This is a genomic window from Desulforadius tongensis (assembly GCF_016907915.1).
In the GTDB taxonomy this organism is placed as follows: Bacteria; Bacillota; Desulfotomaculia; order Desulfotomaculales; family Desulfohalotomaculaceae; genus Desulforadius; species Desulforadius tongensis.
This window is the reverse complement of sequence record NZ_JAFBCW010000023.1, coordinates 1-15,129: the sequence shown is the minus strand read 5'-3', so window position 1 is coordinate 15,129 and position 15,129 is coordinate 1. Positions and strand designations below refer to the sequence as shown.

Below are 15,129 nucleotides of genomic sequence, written 5' to 3'. Positions count from 1 at the left end.
TATTAGTTCGGCCTGAACACGAACTTAGTGAGCGGTGTGCAAATGCTGCCGGGCTTAGAAAGATATAATTTTTCAGGGTAGGAGTATGAAGATGATAAAAGTTATTGTTGTTGGCGGAGGTGCCGCCGGATTGATGGCCGGCCTTGCCGCAGTGAACAACGGCGCTGAAGTAACAATTTTAGAACGCATGCCCAGGGTAGGTAAAAAAATACTGGCCACCGGCAACGGCAGGTGCAACCTTACAAATGTTAACCTAACCATAGAAAATTACCATGGCCAAAAACCCAACTTCGCCCTTGGTGCCTTAAACCGTTTCAATGTACAGCAGACCATTGATTATTTTGAATACCTTGGTATAGCTCACAAAGTGGAAGAACGGGGCAAGGTATATCCCATGTCCGACCAGGCCTCCAGCGTACTGGACGTGCTGCGTTTTGAACTGCAGAAACGCAGAGTAAATATAATTACTGAAACAGAAGTTACCGGCATTGAAAAAATAAATAATTCATTTATCCTAACCACCAAAAATGAAAAAAAATACCGGGCCCACCGGGTAATTATTGCCACCGGGGGCAAATGCTATCCCAACCTTGGCTCCAACGGCAGCGGCTATAACCTGGCCAGGAAACTGGGCCACAGCATAGTGGAACCGTTTCCGGCACTGGTACAGGTAAAACTGGCCGAAAAATTTTATAAGCAGATTAAGGGAATAAAATTTATAGGTGATGTTGAAGTATTAGCTGGCAGTAAAACCATAGCTGGGGCCGCAGGGGAAATTTTATTTACCGAGTACGGAGTTTCCGGCCCTCCCGTACTGGATATAAGCAGAACGGTTAATGAAACATTGCATAGGGGCAAAGAAGTGTGGCTGAAACTGGTGCTGCTGAAAAACATAAGTAAGGGTCAGCTGGAAGAACTTTTAATTTACCGCTTTCAAACCCAACCGCAAAAAACACTGGCCTTTAGTTTTGTCGGTTTGATTAATAAACAGCTGGCACCGGTGGTTTTAAAACAGGCCGGTATAAAAGACATTAACAAGTTGGCTGGTAACGTAACTGCGGAAGAACGAAAAAAAATTACCGCCATACTGCATGACTGGCGGTTAAAGGTAACCGGAACAAAGGGTTGGACATCAGCGCAGGTTACTGCGGGTGGGGTGAGCGTAAAAGAAATCAACCCCAAAACAATGCAATCTAAACTGGTGCCCGGTTTGTTTTTTGCCGGCGAAGTGGTGGATATAGACGGGGATTGCGGAGGGTTTAACCTGCAGTGGGCCTGGTCTTCCGGCTACGTGGCGGGAGAAAACGCGGCAAAGGGCAGCGATTGGTAAATGCCGTAACATTTTCAGATAGCAGAAGGTTTGGACAACAGGCTCCAGCTTACTGTAAACCGGCCCCCTTAATTAAGTTTTCAATAATATCTACCACGCCCCTGGTTTCCCGGTATGGAGATACATACTGGCACACCTTTTTAACTTCATCTATGGCGTTGGCGGGGCAGGCGGTATAACCGGTACTGTTTAACATCTCCATATCAATGCCGCTGTCGCCAATGGCCAGCACCTGCGACAGCGGAATATCCAGCATACCGGCCGCAGTTTCCAAGCCCACTTTTTTGTTAATGCCCCGGGGGTTGAAATCCACACACAGGGTGGAGTAAGATATGTCCAGTTCTTGATATGGTAGACTGTCTTTGGCCATATCGCTGTACTTTTCAATGGATATTCCCCGGGGAGGAATCAAACTGACAGCCACTTCTTTACCGGGAATAATCAGTCCGTTGGTTTTTTGGGCAAAATCTTTTACAGCCCTTTTAATATCCGGCCAGCTGTCCGGAACCAGCGGATTAACAGTTATCCTGCGGTCCAGGGGAAAGTAAAGCTGATTTCCCGATTCTAAAACCGAGGGAATATCCGGCCAAAGGGCTCCCAGTAAAGCGAGAAGCGGCAGTACAAAGGATCTCGGCCTGCCGGTGCACAAACAAATTTTGGGTAAATTTTTTTCACTGCATTGAAGACAGTATTCCCTTAACCGGGTAAAGGCCTGGTAATCTACTTTGGTTAAATCATGGGGCATTAAGCAGCCGTCAACATCCAGGGCAATAAGTTTAATCATGTTTTACACTCCAAACAGGTATTAAATAAGTGTTCGAAAAGGAGCACGAGAGACACGAGAAGTTCAAGGCGGCGAAGGCTTTGAGGAGCGGAGCGTATATGAAAATACGTGAGCACCGCAAAAGCCGAGCCAACGTAGAAATTCTAAGTGGATCTGGCGCGGACTTTTCGAACGTCCTCTTTAAGTAAAATTAAATATACATTTTATCATATGGAGGTAGCTGTAATGATGATAGATGACGCAAAAATATTAGAAGAGCTTATCCTTGATGAACTAAGGGAACTTAAAGAACATCAAGAAAATGTTAAAGACCACAAGTATTTTAATCAAATAGAAGTTGACTACCTGCATTTTATAGATATGTTTCTGAGACAATATCCCAAAGAGCAAATTATGGAAACACTGAACAGCTTATATGACCGGGGGGTTATTACTGCTGTAAAAAACCCGCAGGGACTGTTGTTTGACATCAAGCTTAAATAAATCAGGCTTAATAATAAAAGAGCCCTGCCTGACAAGACTCTTTAATGTACATCCAGCATGTGCCTGATGGCGATTTTTAAATTGCTCAGCTCTTCTTCGCTAAGACAGCATTCACAATTAGGGCAGCAGATAAAATCCCTTTCCAATATATCCCGGGGATCCAGTTTAAAATTTGTTTCACAGTTGGGACAGGTGAAATCCACATTAATTTCTTTCATACCACACCTCCTAAACTAGTAGTATAACACTTAGTGCTTGGACTGAAAAATCCTGCCTGTGATGATAAAATAATAAAAAATAACAACGGGGGAATAAAACTATGGAAATAACCAAAATAGAAGATATTAAAGAAGATGAAATAAAAAAACTAACTGCAGGAAGGTAAATTATGCAGGGACTTTCCAGTGCAGAGGTTGCAAAATACATAAGAAGCCTGCTGCCCCCCAGGGAAGAATTACTGGCTCAAATGGAAAAAGAAGCCCAAGAAAAAATAGTGCCCATTGTTGAACCGGAAGTGGCCCAATTATTATACTGGTTGGCCCTTTCTCACCATGTGAAAAATGTGCTGGAAATAGGTACGGCCATTGGTTATTCCACCCTTTGGCTGGCCAAAGCGGTACTGCCCAGAGGAGGTAAAATTACCACCTTAGAAATTAATGAGCCCAGGTATGAAGCGGCTAAAAAGAACTTTAAAGCGGCCGGGGTAGATAAAAATATTGACTTAATATTGGGGGATGCCAGGGAATTAATCTATAAATTAAAAGGCCCCTACGATTTTATATTTCTCGATGCAGCAAAGGGAAAATACCTGGAATTTCTACAAAAATGTATAGACATACTCCGCCCCGGCGGCCTGCTGGTGGCAGATGACGTGTTTATGCACGGTATGGTGATAACCGGTGATATAGATAAAAGAAGAAACAAAACGGCGGTAAGAAGACTGCGTGATTACCTGAAACTGGTAATGAAACATCCTCAGCTGGAAACAGTCATCATTCCCTTGGGTGACGGTATAGCACTAAGTTACAAAAATAAATAAAGACATTTATATTAACTAATACTTGGGTGCCTTATGGGTACCCGTTTTATTTTCTATAGTTTAAGTATTCTTATGAAATTGATTGAATATTGATTTATTATCTATTGATTAATTAAATAAAGTAAACTATAATTATTGTCGAATAGTATTTTAGTATGTCGTTTTACGTCATTTAATAGGAATAAATTATGCTATATAAACAAAATGGACAAGTATTTTATCCTGCGGTATTCCCCTGGGGTGAAGCTGTAATCCTGGGAGAGATACAAAATTAAGTTTTTAAGGAGGTATAACAGTTGTTTCTAACGCTTTTTACGTACTTTTCAATCCTTGCATTCATAGGGCTGTCTCTCTTGAAAGCTTATGAGTATGCCAGGATGCCCATGCACGGACGTTGGGAACTGTACCCGGTACCGAAGGAAGGTGACGGAAGAGGACACTACGGGGGCTCTTACTACGAGGAATATGAATGGTGGAATAAGCCCAGAAAGGTAACTCATGCCGGCGAAATTGTGGACATGTTAAAAGAAATGCTGTTTATTAAAAACCTGTTCATTAACCAGAGGCGCCAGTGGTGGGTTTGTTACAGCCTGCACCTGGGTATTTATGTATTATTTGTATGGACTTTTATGTTATTTGTAGGTGCTGTAACAGAATTGTCCGGGACACCGGTAGCTGCCACCGCCGGTGTGTGGGGAAGTTTGGTTTACTATGTTACATTTTTAGCCGGTGCAGCCGGTGCTGTACTGCTCACCGTCGGTGCGGGCGGCATGTTTTTAAAAAGAATGTCCGACAGTACTTTAAGCAGGTATACTACTCCGCAGGAATACTTCAACTTACTGTTTCTTTTTGCGGTGGCGGTATCTGGTTTGGTTGTGTGGAGCGGTGACCCTGGATTTAATTATGGACGGGAAATTATGATGGCATTACTAACTTTTTCTCCTATCCAAGCTGATACTGCTCTGACCATTCATATCATCCTGTTGGGTGCTGTAATGATTTACATTCCGCAAACCAAAATGAGCCATTATGTAGGGAAGTACTTTGCCTTCCATAAGGTTCTGTGGGAAAACGAGCCCAATTTGAAAAACAGTTACATGGAAGAAATAGTTAGGGATGCTTTAAGCTATAAGCCCAAGACAGGAACAACTTGGTCGGCACCGCATATAAATCCTGGTTCTGCCAGTAAAAAGTAAAGAAAAATTGAACGGATAGGAGGATAGCTATGTCTGCTAAAAATATAAAACCCCAGGATATGGGCAAACCGTCGGAACAATTGTGTAAAATAGAAAACCTGATGCCCCTGCCGGCTCCCTATGACAAGCCCGGTATGGAGCCGGATTTTAAAGAAATAAAAGAAGATTGGAAAAAAAATTACTGCGCCACATTAGACGGTTTTGTAGCCAATGATGCCTTAAAAAGACCGGAAACTAAAGAAGAAGAAGAGGAAATGATAAAAAAATTCTTGAACGGGATGGAGAAACTTTTCCTCGAAGATACCAACCGGGGCATGCTGCAGCCTTTTATGCTGTCCTTTGAGTATTGTGCAAAATGCAACACCTGTTCAGAAGCCTGTCACGTTTTTAAATCCAGCGGCGAAGCAGAGATATACAGGCCCATCTTCCGTTCTGAAGTGCTGCGTAAGTTGTATAAAAAGCACAAGCAGGGCGGCAGCTTGGTGAGCAGGTTTGTGGGCGGCGATATCGACATCAACATTGAAACAATTATGCGCCTGGGTGAACTGGCATACCGCTGCAACCTGTGCCGCCGCTGTGCCCAAACCTGTCCGTTGGGACTGGACAACGGGATTTTAGCCAGGGAAATCAGAAAAATATTCAGCATGGAAATGGGTATTGCACCCAAGCCTCTCCATGAAAGCGGTACCATAAAACAGCTTACAACCGGTTCCAGTACAGGTATTACTAAAGAGGCATTTTTAGATATGATCGAGTTTATGGAAGAAGATATTTATGAAATGACCGGCAAAAAGTATAAAGTTCCGGTGGATAAAAAGGGAGCGGATATACTTTTAATTCACAACGCCGGTGAATATATGGCCTGGCCGGAAAACCCGGCTGCTTTTACCATTATTATGGAAGAAGCCGGTTTGGACTGGACATTGAGCAGTGAAATGATCGGTTACGACAACGTTAACTACGGCATATTCTATGATGATGTTCAGGGACGTAAAATCGGTGCGGCTCAATTAAAGGCGGCTAAGGAACTGGGCGTAAGGAGAATAGTGATAGCTGAATGCGGACATGCTCATAAAGCTTCTATGGTAAGTCAGGACCGGATTATGACCGGGGAAGATAATATACCGCGGGAAAGCTTTTTGCCCCTGTTAGAAGGACTTATTAAGAAAAAGGTATTTAAACTGGATCCCAGTAGAAACAATTTCCCGGTTACCCTGCATGATCCCTGCAACATCGTGCGGATGATGGGAATTGTTAAGCCGCAGCGGGAAATTTTAAAAGCCATTGCCCCGCAATTTAGAGAGATGACACCCCACGGGGTAAATAACTACTGCTGTGGCGGCGGCAGCGGGTTTGCTATTATGAACTCCTTTAACTTTACAGATTTTAGAAATAAAGTATCCAGCCGGATGAAGTTTAAGCAGATTCTGGATGCCTTCCAGGATACCATTGAAGATGCAGAAATACCGAAGTATGTTTGTGCACCCTGCTCAAACTGTAAGGGTGCCATCAGGGATATCCTGGAGTTTTACCAAGCTACGGCCAAGTTTAACGTTCACTATGGCGGTTTAGTGGAACTGGTGGTAAATGCCATGGTGGATATTGAAAAACCATTCTTGGAATTCCTGCGCGACGAAGAGGACATGATGTTTTAATTTAGGCCATTAATTTATGAAGCCCAGGCTGTGTTAGCAGCTTGGGCTTCATAATTTTATTGAATTACCCGGTTGGGAGATTCAATTATGGTTACCATGTTGTCTGCCAGTTCCAGCAGAGAGTGGGCTGAATCCAATAAAGTAAAAGCCTGGTCATTACCGTAAGCGGTACATACGTAAGGAAAGGCGTGAAAATAAACGTCAGCCAGCCGCAGTATTATCGTTGAAGCGGTGGTTAACTCCCCGGCATCAATGGAAGAGGAAATTGTTTCCACTAAACCTTCTATGGCGCTGAAATAATGCTGCTCATCCTCTTTGTTTTCCATATCGAAGGCTTTAACCAGGTAAAACATATAGTTGTGATAATGTTTTTCGCCTAGGGCCAGGTAGCGAATGCCGGGTGATGCGCTGCAGCCGGCGTGTTCCAAAGCATTACAAATCTGCTCGTAGGCCTCCCTGTTTTCTTTAGGGTCGTTGATACGGAGTTTTTCTGCCCTCTTCAAGCTGTTTTCAATTTCTAAATCAAAGGGGTTTTCTTCTATAAAACAGCTGCAGCTGCTGTCAGGGTATGTTTTGGGGAATATTTGTTTAAATTGTCCGCTGAAATGATGGGCTGAATTTTTAATTACGTTTTCTATCTTTTGGGAAATGCTGCTGTAAGACAGCTGAAACTGAAGCAGGTGAACAAACTGCTGGCCTTTTATAACTGCTTCTTGAAAACTTTCTATGCGCTCATTTAATTTATTAGCCGGGGGAATTTTTAAACTAACGGTTTTTTGTCTGCGCCACCCGGGGGTTGTTTGGTCCAGTTCTTTTATATATTCCTGTGTAAACAGCCAGAATACATTGCTGTTATTAACATCAACCAGAATAAAAAAAACAGGTTGTTTTGTTTTGTAGTAGTGTTTTAATTTTTTTGTTTCCAGCGAAAATACTATCTGACGGTCATGAAACCTGATGCCTTTCGTTCCCTTGATGTGGGTTTTGAATTTTGCGCCTGTGGGTACCAGGTTTTCGGGCAGCTGGACATTGTAATCGATACCGTATTCAGATCCCCCTTTTCGGGGTATCCAGCAGTCAGGAAGGGCTTGAAGAAAAATTTTCTTTGCTTTAAGGGTGGTTTCTCTGGCCGCAGCCGGAGATCTATCAAACCTGTGTCCGCGCTCTTTACATTGACCGGTCATTTTTACCCCTCCTTGTGTAGGTAGATAGGTTTTACATTTTTCGACTGATACATACATATTATGCTGCTGCTATAGTGCAATATCGCTGCAGCTATATTTTTTCGCCTTGTTCAAATAATAACAAACTTTCCGGCTAAATGTAAAGTGTTTTCTGAATAATTATATAATTTTTGAAAAATGTTCCAATAAATACACCGATCAATTTAAAAAACCTGCAAACCGGCCGCTAGTGAACTATAACCATAAAACCCCGGGGAAAGTTTGCGTATATTTCTTCAGTTACATCAGCGGGCAGTAAAATGCAGCTATAAGTGCTGGGGAGTCCCAAAAAATGATGATCGTCTTTACCCGTATGGTTTGTGGCATGCAGCAGTATATCTGTATTTAACTTTATCCAGGGTAACTTTTCTCCTGTACCCCTTACTCCCGTACCTGCTCCCCGGTCTGCTTCGTACATAGTTACAGTGGGTAATTTATCCAGTTCCCTGGTAAACCACCCGTCAACCAGCTGCAGTTCATTCTTCCCCTGCATTAACCACACCTGGCAGGGTTTACCTGCTTTAACTTCTATCCATTTTTTGTTTCCCAGGTTGGTGGTGGAAAAATTCAATTCAGTTTTTAATACTTCGCCATACGTAGATGTTATGGTGACATTAAACCGGTAATTGGATGCAGGCAAAAAGACCCTGTCCGGTCTGTACAGCACAGTGTTATCTCTTACTATGGTTTTGCCCGGGCAGTTACCTTTGATTTCTGCCTTTAAAACCGGTTGGTTCACTGTTAATTTTACGGTGCGGCTGAGCCAAACACTGTCACTGCCCTTTTTGGGGTAACAGCTCAGCAGTTTTATCCGCGGTGCAGTGGTAAATGTTACCTGCTGGTCCTCGGCCGTTTTGAGGCCGTATTTACTTTTCAGCCCCGCTTTAACGGTGATATGGTAACTCTGCTGGTGTCTAAGCTGTTTATCCGGTATAAACTGCCAGCGGGTATAATCACCGTTAACCGGTTTGAATTGTCCCTGGGCTTCACAAATAACCATTTTCCCCATGCTGATTGGGGAAATGGGGGTGTTGAATTTAAGTATAACAGGTCCTAAAGTTGGTGCGTTCTCGGCGGGAGAGACGGAAACTAATTTTGGTGTCACCCTGGTTAGTATTTCTCCCGTTTTAGAAACTGAAAATGGCGGTATTAAAGCCCGGGATTTTTTAAAACAGTATGTATATTTTACCCCTTGAGGATAGTGCTGTTCATTTATGATTAGTGTTAAATGAAAGGGAGAGTGCCATTGAAAGGTATAATCCACCTTGTGGGTAGGCACTTCAGATAGAATGCTGAATTTTTCCATCGCCCTGCCGGTATTCATGGGAGCGAGAAAGAAATAATCCACCTGCACGTTATGGCCATCCCTGCTTACCTCAATCCATATGAAATGCCCCATCACCAACCAGATGGTTAATAAGGTTATAAAAATTAGGGCATAGTTTCTTAGTTGTTTAAAAGTGATATGTAACGCCATTTATCCAACCCCCAAGTCATCTATTGTTAAATTTATGAGTGAGAAGAAGCTAAAATTACCATCAAAAAGAAACTGCTGGGGACAGTTTTGTATTTCTAATATATATAAAACTTGGAATTGAAAACATATAGAAGAAAAAATCAAAAAAAGCAGCAGGTTTATATTGAACGATAATGTCGGGTAGATGACATTAACGCATGTTAATAAATGTTAATATTAGCTGGGTGTATATTTGTACACATACAGTAGAATTTTTTTCATAAATGTTAGGAGGCGGCTTAGCATGAATTTGCCTAAGTGGGGCAGTATGAGAGGGAAACTGCTGTTGTGGTTTATGCTTGTAGCTTTGGTACCGTTAATTGTTTGCTCGATGTTGGCCACTAAAACATCTGAACAGATTTTAAAAGAGCAGTTTAAAAGTCAGACGCAGCAGTTATTAAGTACCAATTTGAACGAGGTATTAAGTGCTGAGCAAAATGTAATAAAAGAGTTATCTTATAATCCAATTATTAAATCCATGGATTACACCCGGGTTGAACCGTATTTTAAACGTTTTATCAAGGATAACCCGCAGTACTCTCATATATTGATATGTGATCCTGAGGGTACGGAAATTGCTCATTCCGAAGGATCAAGTCATCATGGGAAAAATATTGCCCATAAAGAATACTTTAAAGTTCCCTGGGAAACCGGTAAGCCGGTGATTGCAGATGCCACTTTTTCCACCAGCACAGGCAGGAAAATTGTCGGTTTGGGGGTACCAATATTTAACGATGCCCGGGAAAAAATAGGTGTTTTAGTGGGATTTATTCGCCTGGAGTATATATCTGACCGTATCACCGGTAAAAAGGTTACCGAGTCCGGTTATACCTTTATGATCAACCAAAAAGGGGTTTATATTAGTCATCCCGACACCGGTAAGTTATTAAAAGAAAACTCGCTGGAAACCGCTGGCAGCGATTCCTTTAAAAATGTAATTAACAAGATGATAAATCAGGAAAGCGGAACTGAAGAGATAACCATAGCCGGGCAGCAGATGATTATCAATTACAAACCGGCCAACATTAACAACTGGTCTTTGGCCATGGTGAGCCCGGTGGATGAAGTTTATGCAGTAACCGGTAAACTGCGCACCGTAACTTTTAAAATCATATTTATCATGGTATTAGTTTTGCTGCCGCTTGTGTTATTAATAACTAACAGAATTACCAAACCGATTAACAACTACATACAGGCTATTAATGAAAAAGATTTTTCCAAAGAACTTGGCGGTGATGATAGACTGGGACAAGCATTTGGCAGTTTGGCCGCTGAACTGCGGGCGATGCTTTCCAGCATCAGCGGGGCGGTAGAAAAACTGGCGGCATCTGCCGAGCAGTTTAAGGAAATTTCTGAACACTCAGCGGCGGCAGCCAGTGATGTGGCTGCTAAGGTGCAGAATATAACCTCTTCGGCCCAAAACCAGGAAATAAAAATAAATGATGTGGCTTCATTTATTGGCGCTTTAAACCATCACCTGACTAAGATAATGGAAAATCTTGAAAATACCCAAAACACATCAGAAGAGGCGTATCAAGCTGCGCAAAACGGGCAGCAGCTGGTTGATGAAATGGCCCTGTCAATTGATACTTTGGGTCGTAAGGCTAATCAAATTAATTCTATAGTTGACACCATTAACAGCATTGCCGAGCAGACTAATCTTTTGGCCTTAAATGCTGCCATTGAAGCGGCCCGGGCCGGCGAGCAGGGCAGGGGTTTTGCTGTGGTGGCAGAAGAGGTAAGAAAGCTGGCCTCTCAAAGTTCGGAGGCTACCAATCAAATTGGCAGTTTGGTACGGGAAATTAGTGCTGATATAGAAAAAGTAGTTAAAATGGCCACTGAACAGGGAGATGCCAACAACGTGGTTAAAGCCTTTAAAGATATTCTGAAAAAGACCAGGGATGTTTCAAACAATGTACTGGCAGTGGTTTCTAAAGCCCAGTCTATTTTAGAAGAAAGTGAAACTGTTAAAGCAGAAATGGTAAGTGCTGTGGAACTGGTTGCAGACACCACCGAAAGTATAGAAAGCGTTGCTGCCTTTACGGAAGAACAAACCGCCACAGTACAGGAGTTATCCAGTTCGGCAGAAGAATTAAGTGCCTTGGCTGACGATCTGCAGAAGGAAATTAACCGGTTTAAGTATTAAAATAAAAAAACCCCTGGAGGGGGCTGATGGCTGCTGGCAAAATAGTGCCAGCAGCCTTTTATGTGGTATGCCCGGCATGTTTGCTTTAGCCGGCGGTTAAATGCTTTTTATTCCGAATGCAGTTTGATTTTTTCAATTAATTTGCTGTTCTGGCGCACCATTTCACTGATCTCTTTAGCCGAGGTATGGGAACGGTCTGCCAATTTGCGTATTTCTTGAGCCACCACAGCAAAAGTGCGCCCGTGGTCTCCTGCCCGCGCCGCTTCAATGGAAGCGTTAAGAGAGAGCATATTGGTTTGGCCGGCTATGTCATCAATTATCTCTGCCACCGAGCCAATTTCCTTTTGAAAAGCGATCAATTGCTGTAATTGATCGAGAATGTAGTTTTCAATGGCCAGCTGCATATCAAAGTTAAGCCGTTTAATAAAGGTTGTTAAGGCCTTATTTACGGTGTCCTGATCGTTGGGATGTTCGGTGGTTAAAATGCGCGCTATTTCCTCGGTGTATATTTGATAAGCTCCAATATACCACTGGGGGTACAGGGCAATTTGCTGGTGTTTTTTGCCAACAGCCAATCTGCGCTGGATGTAATTATCGTCTAATGGATCGCAGAGGCTGATGAAATACTGCTTTTGTAATTCTTTTAGCCGTTCTACGCTGGTGTATTTGTCAATGAGTTTTTTTAAATACGGAAACTTTAAAATGTGGTTGTAGAAATTATGTACTACCAGGTCAGCTTCTTTTATAAACAACTCTTTATAACCGGCCATTAAAGCCAAATCGCTGCTGGTGATGTTCAAGTATTTTTTTTGGTTTTCACGAGTACCTTGTTTAGTAAGCGGTTGGTTGGCTGTATCGAAACTCATAACCACCCTCCTTGACGGCAGATATTAATTACATTTTATCATTAGGAACAGTTGAAAGAAATACAAAAGATACTAATTAATGTATTGGTTACTATAAAAACCATGATTTATTGTCCCTGCGGCGTATAAAAATACAAAAAAGAGCCCGGCTGCTTATTGTAAAAAATTAACAAATAAGTCCCGGTTCCCTTGACTTGCTGTATTAAAGTAAAGTACAATGTAAAATGATTGTTAATTTTAAATTAAAGGTGGTGATTGGTGTTGCAAATAAAAGGGATAGTAAAGATTGATAACAGAACAAAGAATCTAGTTAAACGTTTGCAACCGGGCGATATTGCTGTAATAAACCACCGTGAATTAGATAAAGTAGCAGCGCAGTCTTTGATTGATACAAAAGTGAAAGCAGTTATAAATGTTGTACCGTCCCTTGGCGAGGATTATCCCAATTTGGGTCCGTTAACATTATTAGAAGCAGGTATTCCGCTGATAGATGATGCCGGTACCGAGCTTTTAAATAAGTTGACCGAAGGTGAAAAGGTAGAATTAATAGATGGGGATATTTATGCTGGCGGCCGGCTGGTGGGCAGCGGCCTTTTATTGGATAAAAGTTATGTGCTGCAGAAAATGGAAGAATCTAAAAATAATATCAATAACACCCTTGCCAAGTTTGTACAAAATACCCTTGATTATGCCCAAAATGAAATTGACTTAATTTGTAAAGAGCTGCCCATTCCCAATATAAATACAGTATTTAAAAACCGGCATACCTTGATAGTTGTAAGGGGGCATAATTATAAAGAGGATTTAATGGCTATTAAATCCTATATTGATGAAGTTAAGCCGGTGCTGATAGGTGTGGACGGTGGGGCTGATGCCCTGTTGGAATTCGGCTATACACCGGACATTATTATAGGTGATATGGACAGTATCAGTGACAGCACCCTTAAATGCGGGGCGGAGTTAATAGTACATGGTTATCCCGATGGCCGGGCCCCCGGCTTAGAAAGGATTAAAAAGCTGGGATTAAAAGCCAAAGTTTTTGCCGCCCGCGGTACCAGCGAAGATATAGCCATGCTGCTGGCTTATGAAAAAGGAACAGATTTGATTGTAGCTGTGGGCACCCATTCCAATATGCTGGAGTTTTTAGAAAAGGGCCGTAAAGGGATGGCCAGCACCTTTTTAGTAAGATTAAAAGTGGGATCCATTTTAGTGGATGCCAAGGGTGTAAATAAGCTGTATAAAAGCCCGATGAAAGCTAAATATTTAGCTCAAGTGGTTCTGGCAGCTCTGGTTCCGCTGGCGGTGGTTATGGTTATTGCTCCGCCCACCAGAGAGCTGCTGCGGCTTCTTTTTATTCAGTTCAGAATTTTTTTGGGTATTTAGACCGGTAAAAGAAATGCAGCCACCGCTGTTAAAGGCACTGAGCGGCAGCGGGAGGTTGAAACTGCTTTTAAAAATATATTTATACCTAGTTAAATATGTCTAAATATAATATTATTAGGTGATAAATGACGTAAAGAGTCTTAAATCATTCAATATTTTCTGCAAGGATATATGGCAGGCGTGGTGGTAGAGCAGCAAAAAAGCTGAAAGAAAATATTAGACAGGAGTTGAACGCCAATGAAAACGACAACTAGAGGCGTGATACTCTTTCTCGACAAGGAACAGAAAAAATATATTGATGAACTTATGAAACTCTACTGTACTGCTGTTAGATTTGGTTTTAACCGTTTGCTTGAAGGCGTTAAAATACAATCGATCCGCAAACTGGTACAAAACAAATACAATCTTAATTCCCGGCAAGCAAACGATGCGGTATATGAAGCCCAAACAATTATTTCTTCTCAAAAAGAAATGGTTAAATATCATTACGAAAATGCTGCATTAAAGGTTAAAGCCATCAGAGAGCGATTGGAAAAAGCTAAATCACCAAGGAAAATTACCGGTTTGACTGCCAAGCTTAACAAATGGGAGAAAAAACTTGCTAAATGGCAAAAACATTTAGACGAAAACACCATTCCAACAGTAATATTTGGAGGCAAAAAGCTGTTTTACGAACGCTGTAAAGGCAATATCACCAAAGAAGAATGGCAAACTGCCAGAAATAACCGATATGTTTCAAGAGGTGATAAGGCTAAGGGTGGCAACTTAAATACTCGCCTTTATGAAGCAGGCGGCAAGATTTATCTTGAAATAGCTGCAGAACCGGTGCAGGTTGGGAAAGTCGTACGATATAAACGCATTACCGTACCCGTATACTTGGCTCATAAACCCAGTAAAAAAACAGGTAAGATCAATGGCAGAAACTACCGCCAAATGGTTATTGACTATCTTAAAACAGGTAGAGCATATCAAGTTGAAATCATTCGCGAGAACGACCGGTATTACGTTCACGTAACTTTTGAAGAAGATATACCGGTTCCTTATAAAGCACTAAACGGAGCGTTTGGTGTTGATACCAATCCCGCAGGTTTAGGTGTAACTCAAACAGATTATCTTGGTAACTTCAAAGGCAGTGTATGGATTAACTGCCCTGAATGGACATATGCAAGGGCTGCCCGTAGAGAAAATCTTATTGGAGAAACAGCTAAATTGGTTGCAGATATAGTTAAAAATGCAGAATGCGCTTTAGTTGTTGAGGATTTAAAATTTAAGAACGATAAAGATGTGTCCGCAAAGTTCAATCGAATTAGTCACGGTTTTATATATGCAAAGTTTTTGCAAGCAGTTGAACGCAGGGCCTTAAGAGAAGGTATTCCACTAAAAAAAATCAAACCTGCATTTACTTCGATAATTGGTGTTCTTAAATATCAAGAACAATACGGCATATCAAATCACGAAGCAGCAGCCTATGTTATTGCCAGACGAGGGATGGGGTGTCAAAAAGAAAA

General features: G+C 41.9%; 13 protein-coding genes and 1 pseudogene. 9 read left to right on the top strand and 5 right to left on the bottom strand.

What is annotated here, in order from left to right; translation table 11 throughout:
- Positions 1–91 precede the first annotated feature (91 nt).
- Positions 92–1,330 (top strand): BaiN/RdsA family NAD(P)/FAD-dependent oxidoreductase, encoded by a 1,239-nt coding sequence (locus JOC37_RS09465; RefSeq protein WP_420797291.1) that lies wholly within the window; start codon positions 92–94, stop codon positions 1,328–1,330.
- A gap of 49 nt (positions 1,331–1,379) precedes the next feature.
- Here JOC37_RS09465 and JOC37_RS09460 read toward each other — a convergent pair whose 3' ends face one another.
- Positions 1,380–2,114 (bottom strand): HAD family hydrolase, encoded by a 735-nt coding sequence (locus JOC37_RS09460; RefSeq protein WP_204618340.1) that lies wholly within the window; start codon positions 2,112–2,114, stop codon positions 1,380–1,382.
- 225 nt (positions 2,115–2,339) lie between these two features.
- Here JOC37_RS09460 and JOC37_RS09455 point away from each other — a divergent pair, with 225 nt between their 5' ends.
- The gene (locus tag JOC37_RS09455; RefSeq protein WP_204618338.1) at positions 2,340–2,597 is read left to right on the top strand and encodes a hypothetical protein; all 258 of its coding nucleotides are present in this window, start codon (positions 2,340–2,342) and stop codon (positions 2,595–2,597) included.
- Positions 2,598–2,638: 41 nt separating this feature from the next.
- Here JOC37_RS09455 and JOC37_RS09450 read toward each other — a convergent pair whose 3' ends face one another.
- A complete protein-coding gene (locus JOC37_RS09450) occupies positions 2,639–2,815 on the bottom strand; it encodes a hypothetical protein (RefSeq protein WP_204618336.1) in 177 nt (58 codons plus the stop codon).
- Between the two features lie 170 nt (positions 2,816–2,985).
- Between JOC37_RS09450 and JOC37_RS09445 the strand changes: the two genes are divergently transcribed.
- From JOC37_RS09445 to JOC37_RS09435, 3 genes are all read left to right on the top strand, one after another.
- Entirely contained in the window at positions 2,986–3,636 is a 651-nt protein-coding gene (locus JOC37_RS09445; RefSeq protein WP_204618334.1) for an O-methyltransferase, read from the top strand.
- A 296-nt stretch (positions 3,637–3,932) separates the two neighbouring features.
- The gene (locus JOC37_RS09440) at positions 3,933–4,832 is read left to right on the top strand and encodes a respiratory nitrate reductase subunit gamma (protein ID WP_204618332.1); all 900 of its coding nucleotides are present in this window, start codon (positions 3,933–3,935) and stop codon (positions 4,830–4,832) included.
- A 29-nt stretch (positions 4,833–4,861) separates the two neighbouring features.
- Positions 4,862–6,487, top strand: coding sequence for a (Fe-S)-binding protein (locus tag JOC37_RS09435; RefSeq protein ID WP_204618331.1), 1,626 nt, complete (start codon positions 4,862–4,864; stop codon positions 6,485–6,487).
- Positions 6,488–6,543: 56 nt separating this feature from the next.
- Here the strand turns inward: JOC37_RS09435 and JOC37_RS09430 are convergent, their stop codons facing one another.
- Together JOC37_RS09430 and JOC37_RS09425 are read right to left on the bottom strand one after the other, a co-directional pair.
- Positions 6,544–7,671, bottom strand: coding sequence for a DUF4365 domain-containing protein (locus JOC37_RS09430; RefSeq protein ID WP_204618329.1), 1,128 nt, complete (start codon positions 7,669–7,671; stop codon positions 6,544–6,546).
- A gap of 226 nt (positions 7,672–7,897) precedes the next feature.
- Positions 7,898–9,187 (bottom strand): Ig-like domain-containing domain, encoded by a 1,290-nt coding sequence (locus JOC37_RS09425; protein WP_204618327.1) that lies wholly within the window; start codon positions 9,185–9,187, stop codon positions 7,898–7,900.
- A gap of 283 nt (positions 9,188–9,470) precedes the next feature.
- Between JOC37_RS09425 and JOC37_RS13725 the strand changes: the two are divergent.
- Together JOC37_RS13725 and JOC37_RS13720 are read left to right on the top strand one after the other, a co-directional pair.
- A pseudogene (locus JOC37_RS13725) lies at positions 9,471–10,259 on the top strand (cache domain-containing protein); the annotation flags it as partial.
- 12 nt (positions 10,260–10,271) lie between these two features.
- On the top strand, positions 10,272–11,372 hold the full coding sequence (locus JOC37_RS13720) for a methyl-accepting chemotaxis protein (protein ID WP_420797292.1): 1,101 nt from the start codon (positions 10,272–10,274) through the stop codon (positions 11,370–11,372).
- A 107-nt stretch (positions 11,373–11,479) separates the two neighbouring features.
- Here JOC37_RS13720 and JOC37_RS09415 read toward each other — a convergent pair whose 3' ends face one another.
- On the bottom strand, positions 11,480–12,238 hold the full coding sequence (locus JOC37_RS09415; protein ID WP_204618323.1) for a globin-coupled sensor protein: 759 nt from the start codon (positions 12,236–12,238) through the stop codon (positions 11,480–11,482).
- A 261-nt stretch (positions 12,239–12,499) separates the two neighbouring features.
- On the opposite strand from JOC37_RS09415, the gene steA reads away from it, so the two are divergent.
- Together steA and JOC37_RS09405 are read left to right on the top strand one after the other, a co-directional pair.
- Positions 12,500–13,621, top strand: coding sequence for a putative cytokinetic ring protein SteA (gene steA, locus JOC37_RS09410; protein ID WP_204618397.1), 1,122 nt, complete (start codon positions 12,500–12,502; stop codon positions 13,619–13,621).
- Between the two features lie 237 nt (positions 13,622–13,858).
- On the top strand, positions 13,859–15,129 hold a 1,271-nt coding region (locus JOC37_RS09405), incomplete at its 3' end, for an IS200/IS605 family accessory protein TnpB-related protein (protein WP_204618321.1).

What these genes read in the sequence shown, in the direction of transcription:
- JOC37_RS09450 (WP_204618336.1), bottom strand. Translation starts at nt 2,815, where the DNA reads ATGAAAGAAATTAATGTGGATTTCACCTGTCCCAACTGTGAAACAAAT.
- JOC37_RS09445 (WP_204618334.1), top strand. Translation starts at nt 2,986, where the DNA reads ATGCAGGGACTTTCCAGTGCAGAGGTTGCAAAATACATAAGAAGCCTG.
- JOC37_RS09460 (WP_204618340.1), bottom strand. Translation starts at nt 2,114, where the DNA reads ATGATTAAACTTATTGCCCTGGATGTTGACGGCTGCTTAATGCCCCAT.
- JOC37_RS09465 (WP_420797291.1), top strand. Translation starts at nt 92, where the DNA reads ATGATAAAAGTTATTGTTGTTGGCGGAGGTGCCGCCGGATTGATGGCC.
- JOC37_RS09455 (WP_204618338.1), top strand. Translation starts at nt 2,340, where the DNA reads ATGATGATAGATGACGCAAAAATATTAGAAGAGCTTATCCTTGATGAA.
- JOC37_RS09430 (WP_204618329.1), bottom strand. Translation starts at nt 7,671, where the DNA reads ATGACCGGTCAATGTAAAGAGCGCGGACACAGGTTTGATAGATCTCCG.
- JOC37_RS13720 (WP_420797292.1), top strand. Translation starts at nt 10,272, where the DNA reads ATGGTGAGCCCGGTGGATGAAGTTTATGCAGTAACCGGTAAACTGCGC.
- JOC37_RS09415 (WP_204618323.1), bottom strand. Translation starts at nt 12,238, where the DNA reads ATGAGTTTCGATACAGCCAACCAACCGCTTACTAAACAAGGTACTCGT.
- JOC37_RS09425 (WP_204618327.1), bottom strand. Translation starts at nt 9,187, where the DNA reads ATGGCGTTACATATCACTTTTAAACAACTAAGAAACTATGCCCTAATT.
- JOC37_RS09435 (WP_204618331.1), top strand. Translation starts at nt 4,862, where the DNA reads ATGTCTGCTAAAAATATAAAACCCCAGGATATGGGCAAACCGTCGGAA.